This window comes from Streptomyces sp. ALB3, assembly GCF_044385685.1.
GTDB lineage: Bacteria > Actinomycetota > Actinomycetes > Streptomycetales > Streptomycetaceae > Streptomyces.
This window is the reverse complement of the sequence record NZ_JBISCE010000044.1, coordinates 116,928-139,151: the sequence shown is the minus strand read 5'-3', so window position 1 is coordinate 139,151 and position 22,224 is coordinate 116,928. Positions and strand designations below refer to the sequence as shown.

Genomic DNA, 22,224 nt, shown 5'->3' with positions numbered 1-22,224 from the left:
TTCCGAGCACCCCGATGAGGGTGCTAGAGTTTCACTCGTTGCAAGGGCCTGTGGCGCAGTCTGGTAGCGCACCTCGTTCGCATCGAGGGGGTCTGGGGTTCAAATCCCCACAGGTCCACCGCACACAAGAGATCCCGTCCGATCACACGATCGGGCGGGATCTCGTCGTTTCTCCCGGGCGGAGCCTTCCCGGGGATCGCGCGTCAGCGGCCATGGCCGCCCAGGGCGGGAGGCCGCGCCGGTATGACCACCCGGTAACCTGGACCGTCCTCGCTCACCCGCCCTGCCGGTGACCGCTGTCGGGGGTCGCGGGCCAGGTGCGGGGGTTGCCTGATCGCGGTTCCGTACGGAGGGCGCACTGTGACAGCCGGTATACCCAGCTCCCGGATCGACACCAGCAAGCCGCACCCGGCACGGGTCTACGACTGGCTCCTCGGCGGGAAGGACAACTACCCGGTCGATCAGGAGGTCGCGGAGAAGCTGCCGGCCGAGGCGCGGGCGAACGCGGCGCGGAACCGGGCGTTCATGCACCGGGCGTCCGCCTGGCTGGCGCGGCAGGGTGTCGAGCAGTTCCTGGACATCGGGACCGGCATCCCCACCTCGCCGAACCTCCATCAGGTCGTCCAGGCCGTCACCCCGGGCGCCAGGGTCGTCTACGCGGACAACGATCCCATCGTGCTGCGTCACGCCGAGGCGCTGCTGGTGAGCCGGCCCGAGGGCGCGACCGACTACATCCACGCGGATGTGCGCCGGCCGGACGAGATCCTCGAACGGGCGGCGCGGATACTGGACTTCGGGCGTCCCGTCGCGCTGTCACTCATCGCGCTGATGCACTTCCTGCCCGATGAGCAGGATCCGTACGGCATCACCCGGACGCTGGTCGAGGCGCTGCCCGCGGGGAGCTGGCTGGTTCTCTCGCACGGGACCGCCGACCAGCACCCGGAGCTGAAGCAGGAGACCGAGTCCGCGTACAGGAAGGGGGCCATCGCGCTTCGCATGCGTACGCGTGAGGAGGTCGAGCCCTTCTTCGAAGGGCTGGAGCTCGTCCGGCCCGGGCTGGTGACGGCGTCGGAGTGGTACCGGGAGGAGCCTGCGCCGGTCCAGGAGCGGAGCGGGTTCTACGTGGGTGTGGCGCGGGTGCCCTAGGCGGTCGTCACAGCGGTTTGGCCATGCAGATGCTGCTGTCGTACGTGCGGTAGTGGCCGAACTTCTCGCAGGGCGTGTAGCCGCTGGACGTGTACAGCGCGATCGCCTCGGGCTGCTGGTCGCCGGTCTCCAGGACCATGCGGGTGCGGCCGGCCGCACGGGCGTCGGCCTCCAGGGCGGCGAGGATGCGGCGCGCGAGGCCCCGGCCGCGTCCCTCGGCGACGACGAACATCCGCTTGATCTCGGCGTCGCCGTCGGAGTAGCCCTGGTCGTTGCGTTCCTGGCTGCGCCAGCCGCCGGTGGCCACGGGACGTTCGTGCTCGTCGTACGCGAGCAGATACAGTCCGCGGGGTGGATCGAACATCGTGGCGTCGAGCGGTGTGATGTCGCCCTCGTCCCCGTAGCGCTCGGCGTATTCGAGCTGCACCAGGTCGTTGAGTTTGACGGCGTCGGGGTGGTCGAAGGGCCGAGGCTGGATATTCATGCGGGTTATGGTACATGTATGCGGCTCGGTGTGTAGGTACTGTACCGGGATGCTGACTGTTACCACCGTGAACGTGAACGGGCTCCGTGCCGCCGCGAAGAAGGGCTTCGTCGAGTGGCTGGGGCAGACCGAGGCCGACGTGGTCTGCCTCCAGGAAGTCCGCGCCGAGGCGCAGCAGCTCCCCGAAGAGGTGCGTGAGCCCGAAGGGTGGCACGTCGTCCACGCTCCGGCCGCCGCCAAGGGGCGTGCGGGGGTCGCCCTCTACACGCGGCACGCGCCGGAGCGCGTCCAGATCGGCTTCGGAGGGTTCGAGGTGCCGGGAAGCGGTGAGTTCGACACCTCGGGGCGCTACGCCGAGGTGGATCTCCCCGGTGTGACGGTGGCCAGTCTCTATCTGCCCTCCGGTGAGGTCGGTACGGAGCGGCAGGAGGAGAAGGAGCGCTTCATGGCGGCCTTCCTGCCGTATCTCCAGGGGCTGAAGGGCCGGGCGGCCGCCGGGGGACGCGAGGTGGTCGTGTGCGGCGACTGGAACATCGCCCACCGGGAGGCCGATCTCAAGAACTGGAAGTCCAACAGGAAGAGCTCCGGATTCCTCCCCGAGGAGCGGGAGTGGCTGACCCGGGTGTTCGACGAGGCGGCCTACGTGGACGTGGTCCGCGCGCTGCACCCCGATGAGGAGGGCCCGTACTCCTGGTGGTCCTACCGTGGCCGGGCCTTCGACAACGACACGGGCTGGCGGATCGACTACCAGGTGGCCACCCCCGGCCTCGCCGGGCGTGCGGTGAAGGCCTGGGTGGAGCGTGCCGCCACGCACGGTGAGCGGTGGAGCGACCACGCGCCGGTGACGGTCACCTACGAACGCTAGGACGGAGGACGGGACTTCGCGTCCGGGGGACCCTCCGGCCGGGGCGCCTCGTCCTGCGCGCCGACGTCCGCGACGTCGTCGCGCAGTCGGCGGTCCAGGGCCATGGAGAGCTCGGCGTTCACCACCGCGTGGGCGAGCGTGCGCAGCTGCTCCGGTTCGCTCTGCGCGGTGTGGGCGCGCAGGACGCGGACGAAGAGGTCGGCGAGGGCGTCGGCGTGTTCGCGGACCTGGCGGCCCGAGGCGAGCACGGCGTCGAGCGGGACCCCCGCGCGCACCAGCTCCGACGACGCCTCCAGCAGGCGGCGGCTGATGTGGACGATCGCGTCGCCGTCGGTGCCGAGATAGCCCAGTTCCATGGCGGCCGCGAGGTTCTCCGCCGTGGCCTGGTCCTGGAAGTAGTCGGCGAGCTGCTCGGGCGTGAGCCGGACCGGGGTCTCCTCGGTCGGTTCCCCCAGGCCCAGCACCTCGGCGACGTCGCGGCCGCTGTCGAAGGTGGTGGCGAGGTCGGCGATGCCGTTGAGGGTGTGCCCCCGCTCCAGCAGGCCCGTGATCGTGCGCAGCCGGGCCAGGTGGTGGCCGTCGTACCAGGCGATGCGGCCCTCGCGGCGGGGCGGCTGGATCAGGCCGCGCTCCCGGTAGAAGCGCAGGGTGCGCACGGTGATGCCGGCCTCCCTGGCCAGCTCCTCCATGCGGTACTCACGGTGCTCGCGTCCTTCAGCCACACCCGCACCCTATGTTGTACCGCCGGTAACTTTCCTCGCCCCGACCCCTACCCATCAGTACGGAGCTGCTCTACCCTCCCAACAATGCCAGTGATTGCTGGCAGAGTCGTGTCACGTACCGCGGGGAGGCGGCAGCATGGCCCAGCACGAGCACGTACGAGTGGCGGTGATCGGATCCGGATTCGGGGGCCTCGGAGCCGCGGTCCGGCTCCGCCGCGAAGGCATCACCGATTTCCTGGTCCTCGAACGGGCCGGGGCCGTGGGCGGCACCTGGCGGGACAACAGCTACCCGGGCTGCGCCTGCGACGTCCCGTCCCACCTCTACTCCTTCTCGTTCGCACCCAACCCCGACTGGCCGCGCACCTTCTCCGGGCAGCAGCACATCCGCGCCTACCTGGAGCACGTGGCCGACACCTTCGGGCTGCGCCCGCACATCAGGCTCAACCACGAAGTCACGGTCATGCGCTGGGACAACGACGAGCTGCACTGGGTGATCGAGACGGCGAACGGCTCCACGATCACCGCCGGCACGGTCGTGTCCGCCACCGGTCCGCTCTCCGACCCGAAGCTGCCGGACATCCCGGGGCTCGCCGACTTCCCCGGCAAGGTGTTCCACTCCGCGCGGTGGGACCACGCCTACGACCTGAGCGGCAAGCGCGTCGCGGTGATCGGGACCGGCGCCTCGGCGATCCAGATCGTCCCCGAGATCCAGCCGAAGGCCGGCCGCCTCACCCTCTTCCAGCGGACCCCGCCCTGGGTGATGCCCCGCATGGACCGCGCCATCAGCGGCGCGGAGAAGTGGCTGCACCGCGCCCTTCCCTTCACGGCCACGGCGCGGCGCGGGCTGCTGTGGGGCATCCGGGAGCTGCAGGTCGGCGCCTTCACCAAGCACCCCGACCAGCTCGGTCTGGTGGAGGCCATAGCCAAGTCCAACATGGCGCGGGCGATCAAGGATCCCGCGCTGCGGGCCAAGCTGACCCCCTCGTACCGCATCGGCTGCAAGCGCATCCTGCTCTCCAACGCCTACTATCCGGCGCTGGCGAAGGCGAACGTGGACGTGGTCGACTCCGGCCTGTCGGAGGTGCGTGGCTCCACCCTGGTCGGTTCGGACGGTACGGAGACCGAGGCCGACGTCATCATCCTCGGCACGGGCTTCCACGTGACGGACATGCCGATCGCCACCCGTGTCGTCGGTGCCGACGGGATCACCCTCGCCGAGTCCTGGAAGGACGGGATGCAGGCGCTGCGGGGTGCGACCGCGGCCGGCTTCCCCAACTGGATGACGATCATCGGCCCCAACACGGGGCTCGGTAACTCCTCCATGATCCTGATGATCGAGTCCCAGCTGAACTACATGGCCGACTTCCTGCGCCAGCTGGACGTCCTGGGCGGGCGTGCCGCGCTCGACGCGCGGCCTGCCGCCGTCGGCGCCTGGAACCTCCGGGTGCAGAACCGGATGAAGCGCACCGTCTGGAACACCGGCGGCTGCACCAGCTGGTACCTCGACGCCGACGGGCGCAACACCACGGTCTGGCCGGGCACGACGGCCGAGTTCCGGCGGGCCACCCGCTCGGTCGACCTCGGCGAGTACGACGTCGTCCGTCCCCCCGTCACCCGATCCGCGGCGCAGGCCGTGGCCGAGGAGGCCGCACGATGAGCCGGTCCGCGCAGCCCGCGAACACCCCGCCCGTGCCCGTGCGTGAACTGGTCGTCGTCTCCGCCGACGGCTCGCGCCTCCACGTCGAACTGCACGGTCCGCAGGACGCTCCGGCCGTGGTCCTCGCCCACGGCTGGACCTGCAACACCCGCTTCTGGGACGCACAGGTGCGTGACCTGGCGGTGGACCACAGGGTGGTCGTCTACGACCAGCGGGGCCACGGGCGTTCGCCCGAGCCCGGACCCGGCGGTTACAGCACGCGCGCACTGGCGGACGACCTCGAAGCGGTCCTGAGGGCCACGCTCGAGCCGGGGCGGAAGGCGGTGCTCGGCGGGCACTCCATGGGAGGGATGACGCTGATGGCGGCGGCGGGCCGCGATGCCGTGCGGGAGCACGGGGCGGCCGTGCTGCTGTGCAGCACCGGCAGCTCACGTCTGACGGCCGAGTCGCTGGTGCTGCCGCTGAGGGCCGGGGCCCTCCGCACCCGGATGACCGCGGCGGTCCTCGGTGCGCGCGCGCCGCTCGGACCCGTCAACGCGGTGTCGAAGGTGATCCTGAAGTACGTCACCATGGGGCGCGGTTCGGCTCCGGAACGGGTGGATGCCTGTGCCAGGATCGTCCACGCGTGTCCCCGCAGGGCCCGTGTCGCCTGGGGGCACGTGCTCGCGGAGCTCGACCTCGAAGCGCGCGTACGGGAGCTGCGGCTGCCGACCGCGGTGATCGCGGGCACGGAGGACCGGCTGACGCCGCCCGTGCACGCGAGGGCCATAGAGGCGGCTCTGCCGCACAGCCTCGGGCTCACCGAGCTGGCGGGTGCGGGCCACATGACACCGGTCGAGGCACCCGAGGCGGTCACGGCGAAGCTGCGCGAGCTGGTGGCCCTGTACGTCACTGTGGAAGGTGCGGGCAGCACGGCGACAGCCGTGCGCGAGGAGGAGGTCGCATGAGCGGCAGGCGGAGTCTCGAAGGGCAGGTCGTCGTCGTCACGGGCGCGGCACGCGGAGTGGGCGAACTGCTGGCCCGGAAGCTGTCGGCGCGGGGCGCCACGCTGGCGCTGGTCGGCCTGGAGCCGGACGAGTTGAAGAAGGTGTCGGAGCGGCTGCACTCCGAGAGCGACCACTGGCACGCGGATGTCACCGACCACGAGGCGATGAGCAGGGTCGCCCAGGAGGTCAAGGCGCGCTTCGGCAAGATCGACGTGGTCGTGGCGAACGCGGGTGTCGCCACCGGTGGTCCGCTCGTGGACTCCGACCCGGAGGCGTGGCGACGGGTCATCGAGGTGAACCTGATAGGCGGAGCGGTGACGGCGCGGGCGTTCCTGCCCGTGCTGATGGAGAGCCGCGGCTACTTCCTCCAGATAGCATCGCTGGCCGCGATCACCCCGGCGCCGATGATGAGCGCGTACTGCGCCTCCAAGTCGGGTGTGGAGGCGTTCGCGCACTGTCTGCGCGGTGAGGTGGGCCACCGGGGCGTGAAGGTCGGTGTCGGCTACCTGTCCTGGACCGACACGGACATGGTGCGCGGCGCCGACGAGGACGACGTCATGCGGGAGTTGAGGCAGCGGCTGCCGTGGCCGACGAACCGCACCTACCCCCTGGGTCCGGCGGTCGACCGGATCGTTGCCGGGATCGAACGGCGCTCCCCGCACGTGTACGCCCAGTGGTGGCTGCGCGGGATGCAGTCGATCCGGGGATACCTGCCGGCGGTGATAGGGGTCGTGGGCCAGCGTGAGATGCAGCGGTTCGGGTCCCGGCTCGACGGCGTGAGCAAGGGGCTCGTGGGGGCCGGCGGCGAGGCGGACCGGAAGGCGCGAGTCCCCCGCGGATGATCGAAATGCGGTGAATGTCCGGGTGTGTAAGTCTGAGCGAGGCCCCACCGGGGCCGACCCCAGGCACCCACATAGGAGTGAACAGCATGGGTATCGCAGACCAGTTCAAGGACAAGGCGCAGGAGCTCGCCGACCAGGCCAAGCAGCAGAAGGCCGGCGGCAAGCGGGACGAGGCGCGTGAGCGTTCGTCGGCCCGCCCGGACCGTGCCGCGGACCAGGCGCAGGGCCGTCGGCCCGGCGCCCGGGACCGCGCGCAGGACACGGCGGACCAGACGATTGAGCGTTCTGAGCGCTGACGCCGACGCGTCGGACGTCCGCGGTCTGTCGGGGCGTACCCGGGTAACCGGGTACGCCCCTTCCGCGTGCGCGGGGCGCGCGGTGGGGGTGCGCCTGGAGGGCGTTCGACTCGGCCGGCCGGACCGGGTGCGCCCGGCCCGGCTCCAAGTACCGTGCGACGCGGGGCGATCCGGCCGGGGCGCGGGTGGTCCCGGTGGCCCTTGGGACTACCTCGGCGGCAGCGGGGGCCTGCGCAGGTCCGGGGCCGTGTCGTAGGTGGGGGGCGTGGCGGCCGGGTGGGCGGCCAGGAGGTCCAGGGCCACCCTGACCGCGTCGTCCAGCACCGCGTGGCGGCCCTCCGCCCAGTCGAGCGGGGTGCGCAGCGCCTCCAGGTCGGGTTCGACGCCGTGGTTCTCGACGGACCAGCCGTACGTGTCGAACCAGGCCGCGTTCATCGGCACGGTGATCACCGTGCCGTCGCCGAGCCGGTGCCGGCCGGTCATGCCGACCACGCCGCCCCAGGTGCGCTGGCCCACCACGGGCCCCAGTCCCAGCAGCCGGAACGCCGCTGTGATCATGTCCCCGTCGGAGGACGTGGCCTCGTCGGCGAGGGCCACGACCGGCCCCCGGGGGGCGTTGGACGCGTAGGAGACCGCCTGGGCGTTGCGGGTCAGGTCCCAGCCGAGGATGGTGCGGGTGAGTTTCTCGACGACCAGCTCGCTGATGTGGCCGCCCGCGTTGCCCCGCACGTCCACGATCAGCGCGGGGCGCGACACCTCCAGCCGCAGGTCCCGGTTGAACTGGGCCCAGCCGGAGCCGCCCATGTCGGGGATGTGGAGATACCCGCATCTGCCGTGGCTCAGCTCCCGTACCACCTCGCGGCGTTTGGCCACCCAGTCCTGGTAGCGCAGGGGGCGTTCGTCGACCAGCGGGACGATCGCGACACGGCGGGACCGGCCGCCGCACTCCCCGCCGGAGGGGCGGAACGTCAGTTCCACGGTGGTGCCGCCCGCCGCCGTGAGGAGCGGGTACGGTCCCGCCACCGGGTCGACCGGCCGGCCGTCGACATGGGTGAGGACGGCTCCCTCCCGGACGCCCGTGCCGGCGAGCGGTGAACGGGCCTTGGAGTCGGAGGACTCGCCGGGCAGGATGCGCTGCACCGTCCAGTCGCCGTCCCGGCACACGAGGTTGGCGCCCAGCAGCCCGATCGCCCGCTGGTAGTGCGGAGGGCCCTCGTTGCGGCGGGCGGGGGAGACGTACGCGTGGGAGGTGCCCAGCTCGCCGAGGACCTCGCGCAGGAGATCAGCGAACTCGTCGGGGGACGCGACCCGTTCGACCAGCGGACGGTACTGCTCCAGCACGCCGTCCCAGTCGATGCCGCACATGTCCGGTTCCCAGAAGTAGGACCGGATGATGCGTCCCGCCTCGCCGTACGCCTGGCGCCACTCGGCGGCCGGGTCGACGTCGTGCAGGATCCGGCGCAGGTCGAGGAAGACCGTCGTGTCGCTGTCGCCGGGCTCGTTGGACGGTACGGCGCGCAGGTCGCCGTCGTCCATGACGACCAGCCGGGTCGCGTCCCCGCTGACCGCGAACCAGTCGAGATGGCCGACGAGTTCGGTCCTGCGGGCCTTGGCGATGTTGAAGTGCTCCAGGGTGGGCCTGCCCGACATGTCGGCCGGGTTCGCGAACGTCTCGCCCAGCGCGCCGGAGATCGGCCAGCGCAGCCAGACGAGACCGCCGCCGCTGACCGGCTGGAGCCCCGAGTACTTCGACGCGGAGACCGGGAAGGGGGTCACCCTGTTCTCCAGCCCCTCGAACTCCACGATCACCGTCGACCCCTCGACCGGGCCCTCGGGGATGTCCACCGGGTCCAGGCCACCGGCGGCGGGCCTGCCGTCGGGGAGCAGGGCGAAGGGCGAGGGGGTGGCCGAGGAGAGGGGCACCAGGTACGGGCGGCAGCCCAGCGGGAAGGAGAGGTCGCCGGTGTGGACGTCGTACACCGGGTCGAATCCGCGCCAGGAGAGGAAGGCGAGATAGCGGCCGTCCCCCGTGAAGACGGGGTTCTCGTCCTCGAAGCGGCCGTTGGTGACATCGACTGTCACCGGGGCGCCGGGGCCGGTGATCCGGGCGAGCTTGATCTGCCGCAGCGCCCGGCCGACACCGGGGTGCGACCAGGTCAGCCAGTGGCCGTCCGGGGAGAACGCCAGATCGCGTACCGGACCGTTCACGGAACGGATGAGCTCGGTGAGGCCCCCGCCGGGGACCTCGGCCCCGGCGCCGGTGACCTCGGCTTCGGCCTCCCCGGGCCCGGCGGCCCCCTCGGCCTCGGCGCCCGTCCCGGCCCCGGGCGCGGTGGCCGCAGGTTCGTCACCGTGGGCGCCGGGCCCGGTGAACGCCCCGGTCACCGGGTCCCCGGCTCCGGCCTGCGCCTCCTCCGTCGTGTCCAGGAGCAGCAGCCGGCCGTCGTTGGACGCGATGGCCAGGCGCTCGCCCTCCGGGTCGGAGACGAGTTCGTGCACCCTGCCCAGCAGCCCCGCGGCCAGCCGGCGCGGAGGGCGGTCGCCGCTGGCGCGGGGGAGGTAGGCGATCTCGACCGCGTCGTCGCCCTCCGCGTCCGTGACGTACGCGACCTGACCGCTGCTGCCGAGCATCAACGGCAGCCGGACCCGCACCCCCGGGGTGTCGGTGATCGTACGGGCGGGACCGTCGCGGTGGGTGAGCCAGTACAGGCTGCCACGCACGGAGACGGCGCTCGCCCGGCCCGTCTCGTCGACGGACAGCGAGTCGACGTGGCTGGACGCCGGTACCTGGTACGTGCGCCGGCCCGTGCGCGGCCCCCCGAGCCGCACCTCCAGCTTCCTGGGCGCCGCGTCGGGTGACTCCAGGTCCTCGGCCAGCCACAGGTCGCCGCCGCACTGGTAGACGACCCTGCGGCCGTCGCTGGAGGCGTGCCGGGCGTAGAACGCGTCATGGTCCGTGTGCCGGCGCAGGTCGCCGCCGTCCATCAGGCAGGAGTACAGATTGCCCACGCCCTCGTGGTCGGAGAGGAACGCGATCCGGCGCCCGACGAACATCGGCGCCTCCAGGTGCCCGCCGATGTCCGGCAGCAGCCGCTCACCGTGCAGCCACAACCGCCCCGTGGCGCCGCCCCGGTACCGCTTCCAGGCCGCCGGCTCGTGCGGCGGTTTCCCGGTGAGCAGCAGGGTGCGCCGTGTGCCGTCGACGTCGGCGACCGCGATGTCGGAGACGGGCCCCCAGGGGAGCTTGCCGCCGGGGCTGCCGTCGGTGGGCACGCTGTACGCCCAGGAGAAGTACGAGAACGGCTGGTTGTGCGACGACACGGCGAGGATCTGGGACGCGTGGCCGGGGTCGGGGCTCCAGCCGCAGACCCGGGCGTCGGTCGAACCCCAGTACGTGAGCCTGCGGGCGGGCCCGCCGTCGACCGGTGCGATGTGGATCTCCGGATCGAGTGTGCGCCAGGTCGTGTAGGCGATCCGGCCGCCGTCGGGCGAGAAGCGCGGATGGCTGACCCTGGTCCGGTCGACGGTCAGCCGCCACGCCCGGCCGGGCCGGTGCCCGGCCGGGGCGAGAGGGGCGACCCAGAGATCGTCCTCCGCGGCGAAGCAGAGCAAGTCCTCGTGGAGGTGCGGGAAACGGAGATACGCGACGTCGTCACTCACCCTCCAATGCTTTCCGCGTGAAGGGCCGACGGCAACTTGTGGTGCAGGACACAAGCGAAACTGTCTCGTTTCGCCGGAGGGAGCGGTAATCTCGAAGTGTACGAAACAGTTTCGTTCCGTTAGTTGATCTTCGGCTGACGTACGATCCAGCAGGCGCGAGGAAGAGGAGGTCGACCCATGGCACGCAGCCGGCTCACGCCCGAACGCGAGAGCGAGCTGTACACCGCCGTGCTCGATCTGCTCGGCGAGGTCGGCTACGAAGCCCTGACCATGGACGCCGTCGCCGCCCGCACCCGTTCCAGCAAGGCCACGCTCTACCGCCAGTGGGGGAGCAAGGCCGAGCTGGTCGTCAAGGCGCTCCGCAACGACAAGCCGGTGCACCTCGCCGACGTCGACACCGGTTCGCTCCGCGGTGACTTCCTCGCCGTGATGGGGCGCACCGACGACTGCCAGATGGAGAAGAACTCCGCGTTGATGCGGGGTCTGAGCCATGCCGTCCACGACAACCCCGATCTCTTCCAGGCGCTGCGGGAACTGCTGATCGAGCCGGAGATGACCGGCCTCGGGAAGATGCTCCAGCGGGCCGTGGACCGGGGGGAGGTGCGTCCGGACAATCCGGCGCTCCCCTATGTTCCGCACATGATGATCGGCGCCTTCGCCGCTCGCGAGCTGGTGGACAGCCGGCCCGTCGACCAGGCGTTCCTCACCGACTACGTCGAATCCGTGGTGTTCCCCGCCCTCGGCGTCTGACGTCCCCGTTCCTTACCGTCGCACGACCCGTCTCCGACGCTCCACCTGACACGCCGCTCTCGTCGTCGGGCTGGTTCCTCACGCCCTCTTCCACTCAACGACCTGACCGGGAGTAACCCCTCGTGGCTACATTCCTGTACAAAATGGGACGGCTGGCCTTCCGGCGTCGCCGTTACGTCGCACTGATCTGGGTGGCGCTGCTGGCGCTGGCCGGATTCGGTGCCTCCTCCGCGTCCACCGCCACCTCGAGCTCCTTCTCGATACCCGGCACGGAGGCCCAGCGGGCCTTCGACCTGCTGGACGAGCGTTTCCCCGGAGGCAGCGCCGACGGCGCGACCGCCCGGGTCGTCTTCAAGGCACCCGAGGGCGAGAAGGTCACCGACGCGGCCAACAAGGCCGGGATCCAGAAGATCGTCGGCGAGCTGAAGTCCGGCTCCGACCAGATCGCCTCGGTCGCGGACCCGTACACGGCGAACGCCGTCAGCGGCAACGGCTCCACCGCGTACATCTCCGTCTCCTACAAGGTCAGCTCCATGGAGCTGACCGAGGGGACGCGCGAGGCGCTCCAGGACGCGGGCGAGAGCGCGCGGAGCGACGGGATGACCGTGGAGATCGGCGGTGACGCGCTGCAGGTCATGCCGCACACCGGTGTCACGGAGGTCATCGGCGTCGCCATCGCGGCCCTCGTCCTGGTCATCACCTTCGGGTCGCTGATCGCCGCGGGGCTGCCGCTGCTCACCGCACTCATCGGCGTCGGTATCGGCGTCTCCCTGATCACGGCCCTGGCGAACGTGCTCGACCTGGGATCCACCACCTCCACGCTCGCGATGATGATCGGCCTCGCGGTCGGTATCGACTACGCGCTCTTCATCGTCTCCCGCTATCGCGCCGAGCTCGCCGAGGGCCGGGAACGTGAGGAGGCGGCGGGACGGGCCGTCGGTACGGCCGGGTCCGCCGTGGTCTTCGCGGGCCTGACCGTCGTCATCGCGCTGGCCGGCCTCGCCGTCGTGAACATCCCGATGCTGTCGAAGATGGGCTTCGCCGCCGCGGGCACGGTCGCGATCGCCGTACTCATCGCGCTCACCCTCGTCCCGGCGCTGCTGGGTTTCGCCGGCAAGCGAATCATGGGGCGCAGGGCGCGCAAGGCCGCCGAGGCGGAGGACAGGCCCGAGGCGAAGCCGAACCTGGGCACCCGGTGGGCACGGTTCGTGCTGCGCAGGCCGGTGTGGGTGCTGCTGGCCGGGGTCATCGGCCTCGGTGCCGTCGCCGTACCCGCGGCCTCGCTCGAGATGGGTCTGCCGGACGACGGCGCGCAGCCGAAGAGCACCACGCAGCGCCAGGCCTACGACCTGCTGTCCGACGGTTTCGGCCCCGGGTTCAACGGCCCGCTGCTGGTCGTCGTGGACACGAAGAACAGCACCGACGGCAGGACGGCCGTCGACCGGGTCTCCCAGGAGATCGAGGGCATCGACCACGTCGCCGCCGTCGCCCCGGCCGCCTTCAACAAGGCCGGTGACGCGGCGACCATCACCGTCATCCCCCAGGACCGGCCGAGCTCCGTCGACACGGAGAACGTGGTCCACGCCATCCGGGACGCGGGTGCGGACGTCAAGGGCGACACCGGTGCGGAGGTACTGGTCACCGGCGCCACCGCGATGAACATCGACTTCTCGCAGAAGATGAACGACGCGCTGCTGCCCTACCTGGCACTCGTCGTCGGTCTCGCCTTCCTGCTCCTCATGGTGGTCTTCCGCTCGCTGCTGGTACCGCTGAAGGCGGCCCTCGGATTCCTGCTCTCGGTCGTCGCGGCCCTGGGCGCGGTCGTCGCGGTCTTCCAGTGGGGGTGGCTCGCCTCGCTCTTCGGGGTCGAGCAGACCGGCCCGATCATGAGCATGATGCCCATCTTCATGGTCGGCGTGGTCTTCGGACTCGCGATGGACTACGAGGTCTTCCTGGTGACACGGATGCGCGAGGCGTACGTCCACGGGGAGACGCCCGGCCAGGCGATCGTCACCGGATTCAAGCACGGTGCACGGGTGGTCACGGCAGCCGCTGTGATCATGATGGCCGTCTTCGCGGGCTTCATCGGCTCCAGCGAGTCGATGATCAAGATGATCGGCTTCTCGCTGGCCATCGCGGTGTTCTTCGACGCCTTCGTGGTGCGGATGGCCATCGTGCCGGCTGTGCTCGCCCTGCTGGGCAAGCGCGCCTGGTGGCTGCCGCGCTGGCTGGACCGCGCGCTGCCCGACGTGGACGTGGAGGGCGAGGGGCTGCGCAAGGACCTCTCGGACGACCCGTCCGACGGCGGTGGGGAGCGGGAACTGGTCCGCGCCTGACACCCGGTGCGCGTCGCGGTGCGAACCGGGCGCGCGCATGGACCCCGGGGCCGCGTCCGAGCGAACGCGGCCCCGGAGCGCCGGTCACCCGTGGGGACGGGGAGCCCGGGGCGGAGGGAGCCCCCGTGCACACGCACGGGGGCTCCCCTCCGTTCTCAGGCGCGGGTGGCGGTGGACGTGGCGGCGGGCGGGCGCTTCGCCGTCGCGGCGCGGGTCCGCGCCAGGAAGCGGATGAGGGGGGCCTTGTCGAACTGGAAGACGGCCACGCCGTCGGGCGAGTGCAGTTCGACGATGAGCTGGGCCCGTCCGCACGGCCATATCCGTATGTCGCCCCGGGTCACGGGGGTGCGCAGGCCGCGTTCCAGGAGATCGAGGCCGAAGGCCCAGTCGGCCCCGCCGGGGAGCCGTACGTGGACGGTCTTCGGCTCCTCGGGGTCGTGGCGCAGTTCGACGGGGACGAGCCGGGGGTCGGGGCCGTCGGTGACGAGCCGGGCGCGGGCGTGTTCTTGGATCACGAGGGACATGAGCCGGCTCCTCCAGTGTGAAATCTCTTCCCCTAATGTCCCATATTTTCCCATTTGGGCATTTCGGGCGTGAGGCAGTTGTCATCCCTGTGTTCTTGCGAACAGTTCGCAACAGGGCTCTATCATGGAGCGTTTTCCGTCCCCGCCCGCAGTACCCCCGAAAGCGGAGCCACTCCATGCATGTACCCGACGGTTTCATCAACGCACCCGTCTCCGCTGTCGCAGGTGTCGTCGCCGCGGGCGCGGTCGTCGTCAGTCTCCGTGGCGCCCGGCGCGAACTCGGCGGCACCTTCGGCCCGGGCGGAGCCGGAAGCGGCGGTGAACGCACCGCGCCGCTGGCCGGACTCGTCGCCGCGTTCGTCTTCGCCGTGCAGATGCTGAACTTCCCCGTCGCGGCCGGCACCAGCGGGCACCTCCTGGGCGGCGCGCTGGCGGCGATCCTGGTCGGGCCGTTCACCGGGGTGCTCTGCATAGCGGTCGTCCTGCTGATGCAGGGCATCCTCTTCGCGGACGGCGGTCTCACCGCGCTCGGTGTCAACATCACGGTGATGGGCGTCGTCACCACCGTCGTCGCCTACGCCCTCTTCCGCGGACTGACCCGCGTGCTGCCCCGCACCCGCCGCTCGACGACCGTCGCCGCCTTCGTGGCCGCGCTGGTCTCCGTGCCCGCCGCGGCCGCCGCCTTCACCCTGCTCTACGCGATCGGCGGGACGACCGACGTACCCATCGGCAAGGTCCTCACCGCCATGGTCGGTGTCCACGTCCTGATCGGCATCGGGGAGGCGGCCATCACCGCGCTGACCGTCGGCGCCGTGATCGCCGTGCGCCCCGACCTGGTGTACGGCGCCCGCGGACTCGCGGCCCCGCTCAAGCTCCGGGTCGACGGCGAGCTCGTCGACGCCCCGGGGTCCGCCGCACCCTCGCCCGCCCCGGCGGCTGCCCGCTCCACCCGCAAGGTCTGGGCCGCCGGGCTGGCCGCCGCGCTCGTCCTCGCGGGCTTCGTCTCCTTCTACGCCTCCGCGAACCCCGACGGCCTGGAGAAGGTCGCCGCCGACAAGGGCATCGACGAGAAGGTCCGGGAACACGGTGCGGCCGGCTCCCCGCTCGCCGACTACGGAGTGAAGGACGTCAGCGACGCCCGGCTCTCCGGAGGCCTCGCGGGAGTCATCGGCGTCGGCGCCACCGTCGCCGTCGGCAGCGGTGTGTTCTGGGCCGTGCGCCGGCGCCGTACGCCCGAGGCGCCCGCGCCCCGCACCACCGAATCCGTCTGACGTGGGCGCGGGCCACGCCCACACGCTCTACCGGCACGGACACTCACGGGTCCACGCGCTGCCGCCGCACTGCAAGCTCACCGCCGTCCTCGGCTTCGTGGTGGTCGTCGTCTCCACACCGCGTGAGGCCGTCTGGGCCTTCGCGCTGTACGCGCTGCTGCTCGCGGCCGTCGCGGCGGCGGCCCGGATCCCGCCGGGGTTCCTCCTGAAGCGGCTGGTCATCGAGGTGCCGTTCGTCGCGTTCGCGTTCCTCATGCCGTTCGTCGTGCCCGGCGAGCAGACCGAACTGCTCGGGGTGTCCGTCAGCGTCCCCGGCCTCTGGGGCGCCTGGAACGTCCTGGCGAAGGGCACCCTCGGCGTGGCCGCGTCGGTGATCCTCGCCTCGACCACCGAGCTCCGCTCCTTGCTGCTCGGCCTCCAGCGCCTCCGGCTGCCGCCCCTGCTCGTCCAGATCGCGTCGTTCATGATCCGCTACGGCGACGTCATCACCGACGAGCTGCGACGGATGTCGATCGCCCGCCGCTCGCGCGGTTTCGAAGCCAGCGGCGTACGGCACTGGGGCGTGCTCGCCAAGACGGCGGGCGCCCTGTTCATCCGGTCCTACGAACGCGGCGAACGCGTCCACCTGGCGATGGTCAGCCGCGGCTACACCGGCACGCTGCCCGTCATCGACGAGGTGACCGCCACCCGCACCCAGTGGGCGCACGCCGTCGCGCTCCCCGTGCTCGCCCTCGTCATCTGTCTGCTGGGATGGACCCTATGAGCCTGCCCACCGCCCCCGTGCCGTCCCTCGAGGTCAGCGGCCTCGCCTACGCCTACCCCGACGGCCACCAGGCCCTCTTCGGCGTCGACCTGACCGTGGCCCGGGGCGAGCGCGTCGCGCTCCTCGGCCCCAACGGCGCGGGCAAGACCACCCTCGTCCTCCACCTCAACGGCATCCTCGACGCGGGCGCCGGCACCGTCCGGGTCGCCGGACTGCCCGTCGGCAGGCGCCACCTGGCGGAGATCCGCCGCCGCGTCGGCATCGTCTTCCAGGACCCCGACGACCAGCTCTTCATGCCGACCGTCAGGGAGGACGTCGCCTTCGGGCCGGCCGCGGCGGGACTGCGGGGCGCCGAACTGGAGGAGCGGGTCAGGACCGCGCTCGGCCGGGTCGGCATGGAGGACTACGCGGCGCGGCCACCCCACCACCTCTCCTTCGGCCAGCGCCGCCGGGTCGCCGTCGCCACCGTGCTCGCGATGGAGCCGGAGATCCTCGTCCTGGACGAACCCTCCTCCAACCTGGACCCGGCCTCCCGGCGCGAACTCGCCGACATCCTGCGCTCCCTGGACGTCACCGTGCTGATGGTCACCCACGACCTCCCGTACGCCCTCGAACTCTGCCCGCGAGCCGTCATCCTCAGCGACGGGGTGATCACCGCCGACGACCGCACGCAGGACCTGCTGTGCGACGACGAACTCATGCGCAGGCACCGGCTGGAGCTGCCCTTCGGCTTCGACCCGCGTTCCGTGTCCCTACCGCGCCCGTGAACAGAGGGTGACCCGCCACCCGCTCCCCCCGCGGCGCGATGCACCATGGGGGGATGAGCGGGAACGCGGGAGCAGGCGTGGACGTACGGGGCACGGTGGCGCCGGAATTCGAGGCGGTACGGGACGCTTTCGTCCGTAACTTCGAACAGCGCGGGGAACGTGGAGCGGCCGTGGCCCTCTACCACCACGGCCGCAAGGTCGTGGACCTGTGGGCCGGCACGAGAGACGTCGACGGCACCGAACCCTGGGCCGTGGACACCGTGCAGATCGTCCGCTCGGCCGGGAAGGGCGTCGCCGCCGCCGTGCCGCTGCTGCTGCACCAACGCGGACAGGTGGACCTCGACGCCCCCGTCGGCACCTACTGGCCGGAGTTCAAGGCGAACGGCAAGGAACGCGTGCTCGTCCGCCACCTCCTCGCCCACCGGGCCGGACTGGCCGCCCTCGACACGACGCTGACGCCCCGGGAGGCAGCCGACCAGGTGTCGGGACCGCGAGCCGTCGCCGCCCAGCGGCCCCAGTGGGAGCCGGGCACCGACCACGGCTACCACGCCCAGACCTACAGCTGGCTCGTCGGCGAGCTGGTGCGCAGGGTCACCGGGCGCACCATCGGACGGTGGGTCGCCGAGGAGATCGCGCGCCCGCTCGGACTGGACTTCTGGTTCGGCCTCCCGGCCGACGAGGCACACCGGATCGGGCGGATCGGTCCCGTCGACCCACCACCGGCCGGGAACGGCGGTGCTCTTCGCGTGCGCCCCAAGCGCTCCGTCGTCGAGGCCTACCGTGACCCGGCCTCCCTCACCCGTCGCGCCTTCGGGGCGATCGACCCCTTCCCCGACGAGAACGACCCCGCCTACCGCGCCGCCGAACTGCCCGCGTCCAACGGCGCCGCCACCGCACGCGGACTCGCCCGCTGCTACGCCGCGATGATCGGCGAGGTCGACGGGCACCGCCTGTTCGCCCCCGCCACCCTCACCCTGGCCCGCACCGAGGAGTCCACGGGGCCGGACCGCGTGCTGGTCGTCAGCACCCGCTTCGGCCTCGGCTACATGCTGCACGGTCCCGCCGCGCCGCTGCTCGGCCCCGGGTCGTTCGGGCACCCGGGCCGTGGCGGTTCGCTCGGTTTCGCCGACCCGGGGTCGGGCATCGCGCTCGGCTACGTGACGAACGGCCTGCAGAAGGGAGTCACCGCCGACCCCCGTGCCCAGGCCCTGGTCAGGGCAGTACGGTCGGCCCTATGACTCCTCCTCGCTTCACCGGGTACGCCGCGCTCCTCACCGGCGCGGGACAGGGCATCGGGGCGGCCACCGCCCGTCGGCTCGCCTCCGAGGGCGCGGCCGTCCTGGTCACCGACCTCGACGCCGGCCGCGCCGGGCGCACGGCGGCCGCGATACGCGAGACGGGCGGCACCGCCGAAGCCCTGGCCTGCGACGTGGGCGACCGGGCGGCGGTCGAGGCGGCCGTGGCCCGTGCCGTCGCCTCGTTCGGAAGGCTCGACGTCCTGGTCAACAACGCCTACGCCAACCACGACGACGCCGCACTGTTCGAGGACGAGGCGGACGAGTCCTGGGACCGCACCCTCGACATCACCCTGACCGGCCCCTACCGCTGCTCCCGTGCCGCACTGCCGCACCTGGTGGACTCCGGGCGTGGCGCCATCGTCAACATCGGTTCGGTCAACGGCGAACAGGACTTCGGAGGCCATGCCTACAGTGCCGCGAAGGCGGGTCTGGCCAGCCTGACCCGCACGCTCGCCGGCCACGCGGGGCCACGCGGTGTCCGCGTCAACCTCGTGGCACCCGGAACGGTCCGTACGGACGCCTGGGCGGGCCGGGACGCCCAACTGGAGCGCGCGAGCGCCCTCTACCCGCTCGGCCGGATCGGTGAGCCGGACGACATCGCCTCCGCCGCCGCCTTCCTCGCCTCCGCGGACGCGGCCTGGATCACCGGCGTCACCCTGCGGGTGGACGGCGGTCTCCTCGCCGTCAACAGGGGCTTCCGCACGGCGATGTCGGCGGACCCCGCGACCCCGTAGAACGGCTGCCGCGCCGCTCAGCTCGTGTGGAGCATCAATCCGATGCCGATCACCATCAGCCCGGCCGCGGCGATCCTCGGAATCCCGAACCGCTCCTTGAAGAACAGCGTCCCTATCGCGGCACCGACGATGATGGAGGACTCACGGAGTGCGGCGATGGGGGCGAGCGGGGCCCTCGTCTGCGCCCACAGGACGAGACCGTAGGCGGTGACCGACAGAGCCGCGCCCAGGAGCCCCCGGACGGCGAGCGGTCGCAGCTGGGGGAGCAGTCCGCCCCTGCGGCGACGGAACGCGTAGGCGGGGATGGCGACGCCCTGGACGATCATCAGCCAGGCGACGTAGCCGAGCGGCGTGCCCGAGGCGCGTACCCCCATCCCGTCGACCGTCGTGTAGCCGGCGATGGCCAGCCCCGTCGCGAGGGCCGCCAGGATCGCCGGCCGCTGGGCGCGCCTGCCGGAGCCGCGGATGCCCCACAGGGCCAGCCCGACGAGTCCCGCGGAGGCGACGCCCACGCCCGCCGTCGCCCAGCCGTCCGGCCGCTCGCCGATGAGGACGGCGGCCAGCACCGTCACGACGAGCGGGGCCGTCCCCCGGGCGATCGGGTACATCTGGCCGAAGTCGCCCAGACTGAACGACCGCATCAGCAGAGCCATGTACGCCACGTGCAGGGCCGCGGAGACGCACAGGTACGGCCAGGCACCGGCCGCCGGAAACGGTGCGAAGCAGGCGAGCGCGACCCCGATCAGCACCCCGCCGCCGGAGATCAGGGTGAACGACAGCAACTGGTCGCGTATGGCGTGGGCCATCGCGTTCCAGCTCGCGTGCGTGATCGCGGCGGCCAGGACGGCCGCCGCCACCAGCGGGGTCACGCGGTCCGCTCGCGCACGTCCACGAGGGTGCCGCCGGCCAGCTCGACCAGGACGGTGGGGGCGAGCCGGAAGACGGCGTGCGGATGGCCCGCCGCGGCCCACACCTCGGCGTGGCCGAGCAGCCCCCGGTCGGCCAGCACCCGGGTCTTCGTACGGTGCCCGAAGGGCGGGACCCCGCCGATCGCGTATCCGGTGGTCTCCCGGACGAGGTCCGCCCGCGCCCGTTCCACCTTCCCGGCGCCCAGTTCTCTCCGTACGAGCTCCACGTCCACGCGCGAGGCGCCGTCCACCAGCACGAGGACCGGTACGCCGTCCGCCTCGAAGATCAGGGACTTGACGATCTGGCCGAGCGCGCAGCCGATCGCCGCGGCGGCCTCGGCCGCGGTGCGCGTGGCGTCGGGGAAGCGGCGTACCTCGACGTCCAGGCCGAGCTCACGGAGGGCTTCGGCGAACCGGGGAGGGACGTCGGACGAGGCCGGGGCGGGGGTGGTGCCGGAAGTGCTCATGCCCCGCACGCTACTTAATCGCCGCGCGGGCGGACCACAGCGTCTCCGGTGGCCGTCCCGCCGGGCCTCCTTCAGGAACCGGCGCGCAGCACCGCCGCCACCACCGGGCCCGCCGCGTCGCCGCCGTGGCCGCCGGACTGGACGACCGCCGCTGCCGCGAGGTCGTTGCTGAAGCCGGTGAACCAGCTGTTGGACGTGGACTGCCCGTCGACCTCGGCCGAGCCCGTCTTCGCACCCTTGTCGCCACCGACGGAGGCCATGGCCGACTTGCCGGTGCCCCAGGAGGCGGTGGCCCGCATCATGCCGGTCAGCTGCCGGGTGACGTCCGGCGACAGCGAGCGGGACGCGGTTGCCAGCTGCCGGCCGTCGAGGGACCTGGGGACGAGCACGGGCTGCTGGAACGTGCCGGTGCGGGCGGTCGCCGTGACGGACGCGATGGTGAGCGCGTTCATCTGGACGGTGCCCTGGCCTATGTACTGCTCGGCCGCCGCACCGCCGGACTCCTCCGGCACGCTGCCGTCGTAGGAGACCACGCCGGTCTGCCAGTTCAGGCCTATCCCGAAGACGTCCCGGGCCTCCTTGGCGAGCGCGGTGTCGTCCTCGGTGTCGTCGATCAGCTTGATGAAGGCCGTGTTGCACGAGCGGGCGAAGCTGGTGGTGAACGTGTCGGTGGGCGGGAGCTCGAAGTGGCCCAGGTTGTGGAACGTACGGCTCTGCCAGGTCGCTTCCTTAGGGCACTCGACCGGGCTGTCCGCCGATACGAGTCCCTTCTCCATCAGCATCGCGGCCGTCACGATCTTCATCGTGGAACCGGGCGCCTGCTTGCCCTGCATCGCCGCGTTGAAGCCGGTCGCCGGGTTGTTGGCGACGGCGCGTATCGCGCCGGTGGAGGGCTTCACGGCGACGACAGACGCCCCGCTGTACTGCTTGACAGCCTTCTCCGCCGCCGCCTGGGCGTCCGCGTCGAGCGTCGTCCGCAGCTTGCCTGGCTTCCCCTTGGCGAGCGTCAGCAGCGTGGTGTCCGGGAGCTGTTCGTCCGCCGGCTCGATCCAGGTCTCGACGCCCGGGGTACCGCCCGCCTTGTCGCCGTACTTCTCCCGGAGGCTGTCCAGGATCGGCCCGAGCGACGGATACGTCTCCTTGTCCAGTACCTTGCCGTCGTGGTCGACGGCCTCGATCGCCGCCGTCGAGGACTCGCCGGTCCTCAGCGTCGCGCCCTCGGTGAGCTGCGGGTGGATCACCGTGGGCTGCCAGTCGACGAGGGCCTTACCCGTCGTCAGACCACGCACCACGGTCAGCTCGGAGGAGTACGCCCACGGCTTGGTGACACTCCCGTGGGACACCGTCGCCTTGACCGTGTACGGCACCTTCGTGCCGACGGCGGGGCCCGGCGTGATCACCGCCTTCGTGACGTGGGCCTCTGCGGCGTAGCCGGCCAGCAGCGGCTCCGAGGCCGCCTCGTCGTTCGTGAGCAGGGCGGCGGCCGGCGCGTCGCCCGACGCCCATGCCGCGAGGAAGTCCTTGGCGGTCTCCTGGACCTCCTTCTTGTCCGGCGGCCCGGTCCTCACCTTCGATGACTCGGCCACGGTCCGCGTCCCCCCGGCCCCGTCGCCCCCCAGCAGCACTTCGTACGCGCCGTAGCCGAGTCCTCCGGCCACCAGCACGAACACCCCGCCGACCACGGCGACCTTCGCTCCACTGCGCATCTGGCAGTCCCCCTCCCCGGGTGCTGCTCTTGAACGCGTTCA

The 22,224-nt window shown here is 71.8% G+C and carries 20 protein-coding genes and 1 tRNA gene; 14 read left to right on the top strand and 7 right to left on the bottom strand.

Going from position 1 to position 22,224, the window contains the following annotated elements:
- Window positions 1-44 precede the first annotated feature (44 nt).
- A tRNA-Ala gene (locus ACHFIV_RS29185) sits at window positions 45-118 on the top strand.
- 242 nt (window positions 119-360) lie between these two features.
- Complete coding sequence (locus tag ACHFIV_RS29180; RefSeq protein WP_398975250.1) at window positions 361-1,146, top strand: SAM-dependent methyltransferase; 786 nt, start codon at window positions 361-363, stop codon at window positions 1,144-1,146.
- A gap of 7 nt (window positions 1,147-1,153) precedes the next feature.
- Here the strand turns inward: ACHFIV_RS29180 and ACHFIV_RS29175 are convergent, their stop codons facing one another.
- Window positions 1,154-1,630 (bottom strand): GNAT family N-acetyltransferase, encoded by a 477-nt coding sequence (locus ACHFIV_RS29175; protein WP_398975247.1) that lies wholly within the window; start codon window positions 1,628-1,630, stop codon window positions 1,154-1,156.
- Between the two features lie 49 nt (window positions 1,631-1,679).
- On the opposite strand from ACHFIV_RS29175, the gene ACHFIV_RS29170 reads away from it, so the two are divergent.
- On the top strand, window positions 1,680-2,495 hold the full coding sequence (locus tag ACHFIV_RS29170) for an exodeoxyribonuclease III (RefSeq protein WP_398975243.1): 816 nt from the start codon (window positions 1,680-1,682) through the stop codon (window positions 2,493-2,495).
- Here the strand turns inward: ACHFIV_RS29170 and ACHFIV_RS29165 are convergent.
- Complete coding sequence (locus ACHFIV_RS29165; protein WP_398975526.1) at window positions 2,492-3,184, bottom strand: MerR family transcriptional regulator; 693 nt, start codon at window positions 3,182-3,184, stop codon at window positions 2,492-2,494. The genes ACHFIV_RS29170 and ACHFIV_RS29165 overlap by 4 nt on opposite strands.
- A 169-nt stretch (window positions 3,185-3,353) precedes the next feature.
- On the opposite strand from ACHFIV_RS29165, the gene ACHFIV_RS29160 reads away from it, so the two are divergent.
- The 4 genes from ACHFIV_RS29160 to ACHFIV_RS29145 all read left to right on the top strand — a co-directional run bounded on the left by ACHFIV_RS29160 (window position 3,354) and on the right by ACHFIV_RS29145 (window position 6,998).
- Window positions 3,354-4,874, top strand: coding sequence for a flavin-containing monooxygenase (locus tag ACHFIV_RS29160; RefSeq protein ID WP_398975240.1), 1,521 nt, complete (start codon window positions 3,354-3,356; stop codon window positions 4,872-4,874).
- Window positions 4,871-5,821, top strand: coding sequence for an alpha/beta fold hydrolase (locus ACHFIV_RS29155; RefSeq protein ID WP_398975238.1), 951 nt, complete (start codon window positions 4,871-4,873; stop codon window positions 5,819-5,821). The genes ACHFIV_RS29160 and ACHFIV_RS29155 overlap by 4 nt, the downstream gene beginning before the upstream one ends.
- A complete protein-coding gene (locus ACHFIV_RS29150) occupies window positions 5,818-6,702 on the top strand; it encodes an SDR family oxidoreductase (RefSeq protein WP_398975235.1) in 885 nt (294 codons plus the stop codon). The genes ACHFIV_RS29155 and ACHFIV_RS29150 overlap by 4 nt, the downstream gene beginning before the upstream one ends.
- Window positions 6,703-6,788: 86 nt before the next feature.
- Window positions 6,789-6,998, top strand: a complete 210-nt coding sequence (locus tag ACHFIV_RS29145) for a hypothetical protein (RefSeq protein ID WP_398975232.1) — start codon at window positions 6,789-6,791, stop codon at window positions 6,996-6,998.
- 207 nt (window positions 6,999-7,205) lie between these two features.
- Here the strand turns inward: ACHFIV_RS29145 and ACHFIV_RS29140 are convergent, their stop codons facing one another.
- On the bottom strand, window positions 7,206-10,658 hold the full coding sequence (locus tag ACHFIV_RS29140) for a S41 family peptidase (RefSeq protein ID WP_398975230.1): 3,453 nt from the start codon (window positions 10,656-10,658) through the stop codon (window positions 7,206-7,208).
- A gap of 177 nt (window positions 10,659-10,835) precedes the next feature.
- On the opposite strand from ACHFIV_RS29140, the gene ACHFIV_RS29135 reads away from it, so the two are divergent.
- Window positions 10,836-11,408, top strand: a complete 573-nt coding sequence (locus ACHFIV_RS29135; RefSeq protein WP_398975228.1) for a TetR/AcrR family transcriptional regulator — start codon at window positions 10,836-10,838, stop codon at window positions 11,406-11,408.
- 122 nt (window positions 11,409-11,530) lie between these two features.
- Window positions 11,531-13,744, top strand: coding sequence for an MMPL family transporter (locus ACHFIV_RS29130; protein WP_398975225.1), 2,214 nt, complete (start codon window positions 11,531-11,533; stop codon window positions 13,742-13,744).
- 155 nt (window positions 13,745-13,899) lie between these two features.
- On the opposite strand, the gene ACHFIV_RS29125 is transcribed toward ACHFIV_RS29130, so the two are convergent.
- On the bottom strand, window positions 13,900-14,268 hold the full coding sequence (locus tag ACHFIV_RS29125; RefSeq protein ID WP_398975223.1) for an SsgA family sporulation/cell division regulator: 369 nt from the start codon (window positions 14,266-14,268) through the stop codon (window positions 13,900-13,902).
- Window positions 14,269-14,444: 176 nt separating this feature from the next.
- Here ACHFIV_RS29125 and ACHFIV_RS29120 point away from each other — a divergent pair, with 176 nt between their 5' ends.
- The 5 genes from ACHFIV_RS29120 to ACHFIV_RS29100 all read left to right on the top strand — a co-directional run bounded on the left by ACHFIV_RS29120 (window position 14,445) and on the right by ACHFIV_RS29100 (window position 19,101).
- Window positions 14,445-15,539, top strand: coding sequence for an energy-coupling factor ABC transporter permease (locus ACHFIV_RS29120; RefSeq protein WP_398975222.1), 1,095 nt, complete (start codon window positions 14,445-14,447; stop codon window positions 15,537-15,539).
- Between the two features lies 1 nt (window position 15,540).
- Window positions 15,541-16,302: a cobalt ECF transporter T component CbiQ gene (cbiQ, locus tag ACHFIV_RS29115; RefSeq protein ID WP_398975219.1), complete on the top strand. Its 762-nt coding sequence runs from the start codon at window positions 15,541-15,543 to the stop codon at window positions 16,300-16,302.
- Window positions 16,299-17,069, top strand: coding sequence for an energy-coupling factor ABC transporter ATP-binding protein (locus tag ACHFIV_RS29110; protein ID WP_398975216.1), 771 nt, complete (start codon window positions 16,299-16,301; stop codon window positions 17,067-17,069). The genes cbiQ and ACHFIV_RS29110 overlap by 4 nt, the downstream gene beginning before the upstream one ends.
- Window positions 17,070-17,146: 77 nt before the next feature.
- Window positions 17,147-18,307, top strand: coding sequence for a serine hydrolase domain-containing protein (locus ACHFIV_RS29105; RefSeq protein ID WP_398975524.1), 1,161 nt, complete (start codon window positions 17,147-17,149; stop codon window positions 18,305-18,307).
- The gene (locus ACHFIV_RS29100) at window positions 18,304-19,101 is read left to right on the top strand and encodes an SDR family NAD(P)-dependent oxidoreductase (protein WP_398975212.1); all 798 of its coding nucleotides are present in this window, start codon (window positions 18,304-18,306) and stop codon (window positions 19,099-19,101) included. Before ACHFIV_RS29105 ends, ACHFIV_RS29100 begins: the two co-directional genes overlap by 4 nt.
- A 17-nt stretch (window positions 19,102-19,118) precedes the next feature.
- Here ACHFIV_RS29100 and ACHFIV_RS29095 read toward each other — a convergent pair whose 3' ends face one another.
- The 3 genes from ACHFIV_RS29095 to ACHFIV_RS29085 form a co-directional block, all read right to left on the bottom strand.
- Entirely contained in the window at window positions 19,119-19,970 is an 852-nt protein-coding gene (locus tag ACHFIV_RS29095; RefSeq protein ID WP_398975209.1) for an EamA family transporter, read from the bottom strand.
- Window positions 19,967-20,476, bottom strand: coding sequence for a YbaK/EbsC family protein (locus ACHFIV_RS29090; protein ID WP_398975207.1), 510 nt, complete (start codon window positions 20,474-20,476; stop codon window positions 19,967-19,969). The genes ACHFIV_RS29095 and ACHFIV_RS29090 overlap by 4 nt, the downstream gene beginning before the upstream one ends.
- Window positions 20,477-20,547: 71 nt before the next feature.
- The gene (locus ACHFIV_RS29085) at window positions 20,548-22,182 is read right to left on the bottom strand and encodes a penicillin-binding transpeptidase domain-containing protein (RefSeq protein WP_398975205.1); all 1,635 of its coding nucleotides are present in this window, start codon (window positions 22,180-22,182) and stop codon (window positions 20,548-20,550) included.
- Window positions 22,183-22,224 lie beyond the last annotated feature (42 nt).

Excerpts from the sequence above, each read along its gene's own strand:
- ACHFIV_RS29175 (WP_398975247.1), bottom strand. The coding sequence starts at position 1,630 with ATGAATATCCAGCCTCGGCCCTTCGACCACCCCGACGCCGTCAAACTC.
- ACHFIV_RS29170 (WP_398975243.1), top strand. The coding sequence starts at position 1,680 with ATGCTGACTGTTACCACCGTGAACGTGAACGGGCTCCGTGCCGCCGCG.
- ACHFIV_RS29165 (WP_398975526.1), bottom strand. The coding sequence starts at position 3,184 with ATGGAGGAGCTGGCCAGGGAGGCCGGCATCACCGTGCGCACCCTGCGC.
- ACHFIV_RS29160 (WP_398975240.1), top strand. The coding sequence starts at position 3,354 with ATGGCCCAGCACGAGCACGTACGAGTGGCGGTGATCGGATCCGGATTC.
- ACHFIV_RS29155 (WP_398975238.1), top strand. The coding sequence starts at position 4,871 with ATGAGCCGGTCCGCGCAGCCCGCGAACACCCCGCCCGTGCCCGTGCGT.
- ACHFIV_RS29150 (WP_398975235.1), top strand. The coding sequence starts at position 5,818 with ATGAGCGGCAGGCGGAGTCTCGAAGGGCAGGTCGTCGTCGTCACGGGC.
- ACHFIV_RS29145 (WP_398975232.1), top strand. The coding sequence starts at position 6,789 with ATGGGTATCGCAGACCAGTTCAAGGACAAGGCGCAGGAGCTCGCCGAC.
- ACHFIV_RS29135 (WP_398975228.1), top strand. The coding sequence starts at position 10,836 with ATGGCACGCAGCCGGCTCACGCCCGAACGCGAGAGCGAGCTGTACACC.
- ACHFIV_RS29125 (WP_398975223.1), bottom strand. The coding sequence starts at position 14,268 with ATGTCCCTCGTGATCCAAGAACACGCCCGCGCCCGGCTCGTCACCGAC.
- ACHFIV_RS29120 (WP_398975222.1), top strand. The coding sequence starts at position 14,445 with ATGCATGTACCCGACGGTTTCATCAACGCACCCGTCTCCGCTGTCGCA.
- ACHFIV_RS29110 (WP_398975216.1), top strand. The coding sequence starts at position 16,299 with ATGAGCCTGCCCACCGCCCCCGTGCCGTCCCTCGAGGTCAGCGGCCTC.
- ACHFIV_RS29100 (WP_398975212.1), top strand. The coding sequence starts at position 18,304 with ATGACTCCTCCTCGCTTCACCGGGTACGCCGCGCTCCTCACCGGCGCG.
- ACHFIV_RS29090 (WP_398975207.1), bottom strand. The coding sequence starts at position 20,476 with ATGAGCACTTCCGGCACCACCCCCGCCCCGGCCTCGTCCGACGTCCCT.
- ACHFIV_RS29085 (WP_398975205.1), bottom strand. The coding sequence starts at position 22,182 with ATGCGCAGTGGAGCGAAGGTCGCCGTGGTCGGCGGGGTGTTCGTGCTG.